The sequence below is a fragment of the Lysobacter sp. 05T417 genome (assembly GCF_056396405.1).
The window spans coordinates 1-1,212 of the sequence record NZ_JBFTLK010000018.1; the positions used below are offsets into that span (position 1 = coordinate 1).

Annotated in this window: 1 protein-coding gene; it reads right to left on the reverse strand. The window is 64.3% G+C overall.

The annotated features are described in order from the left end of the window. On the reverse strand, positions 1-830 hold an 830-nt coding region (locus AC1DER_RS17185; protein WP_477358208.1), incomplete at its 3' end, for an outer membrane beta-barrel protein. Positions 831-1,212: the final 382 nt, after the last annotated feature.

The window sequence follows — 1,212 nt, forward strand, 5'->3', positions numbered from 1 at the left end:
CGCTTCAGGATCTCGGTGGCCTCGGAGAGGATCGAGACAGCATCCGGACGCAGCGTGGCCTTGTCGAAGTCGAAGTTCACACCCTTCAGGTCGATCGACACCGGCACCGGGCAACCGTCCGGACCGATGGTCTGGCCAGCCTGCGAACCGGGGCACTTGTCGTCGCAGTTGTTGACGCCGTCACCGTCGTCATCCATGTCGGCGCAGCTCGGCGCGGCCGGAGCCGGCGCAGCAGCGACCGGCGCCGGGCCCAGCGGGATCACGACGCCGACCGAAGCCAGCAGGTCGCCGAACCAGTCTTCGCTGGGAGCGCTGATGCTGCCGTCGTCGAAGTCGGCGCGATAGGCCACTTCGGTGCGCAGCGAGGCGCGCGAACCCAGGGCGGTCTGCAGGCCGACGCCGACCTTGGCGGCGAGGTTGCCTTCGTCACGCTGGCCGGGCGAGTTCGGGTTCGGCGATGCGTCGAACTCTTCTTCCGACTGCTGGTAGCCCAGGCCCATCAGGACGTACGGGGCCCAGTTGCGGCCTTCGGCGTTGAAGTGGCGACGCAGATCGACGGAGACGCCGTACTGGCTCCAGCGCAGATTCTGGTTGGCGTCGTTGTTGGGGTTCTGGTAGTTCAGCTCGCCGTCCAGCGACCAGTTCTGGTCGAGGAACTTGCCAACGCCGAGCGCACCGAACGGCGCGTTGCGCGTGCCGCGGTCGTTGTCCTGGACATTGATGCCGGCGGTGCCGGTCAGGTACCAGCGGTCATCGAATTCCTGCGCGCTGGCAACCTGGGCAAAGGCCAGGCCGGCCAGCAGGGCGGTGCTCAACAAACGGATCTTCATCTGTCACTCCTTGGATCAGTCAGAAACGGGTGGGAAACACAGGCGTACTGCAGGCAGGCGCACGACGCAAAAATCTGAATCGGCCTTGGAAGGGCCCAAGGGGGTCACTGACGGCGGCGATCATACACCGACATTGTATTTGTTAATACTGGTTAACGTTTTTGCCGGGCAGAGTCTGGTAGGAGCCCGGAAACGACGAAGCCCGGCACAAGGCCGGGCTTCGAAGATTGCTTTGGAAGAATCGTTACCGAGGTTCGTTACCGGGCTTCGTTACGGAAACCCGGCGTCCCGAACTCAGTTCTGGACGTTCAGCTCGGTGCGACGGTTCTTCTCGCTCTTGCAGGCCGGGAACGCCTGGCCCATGTCCTCGAGCGGGCGGCTC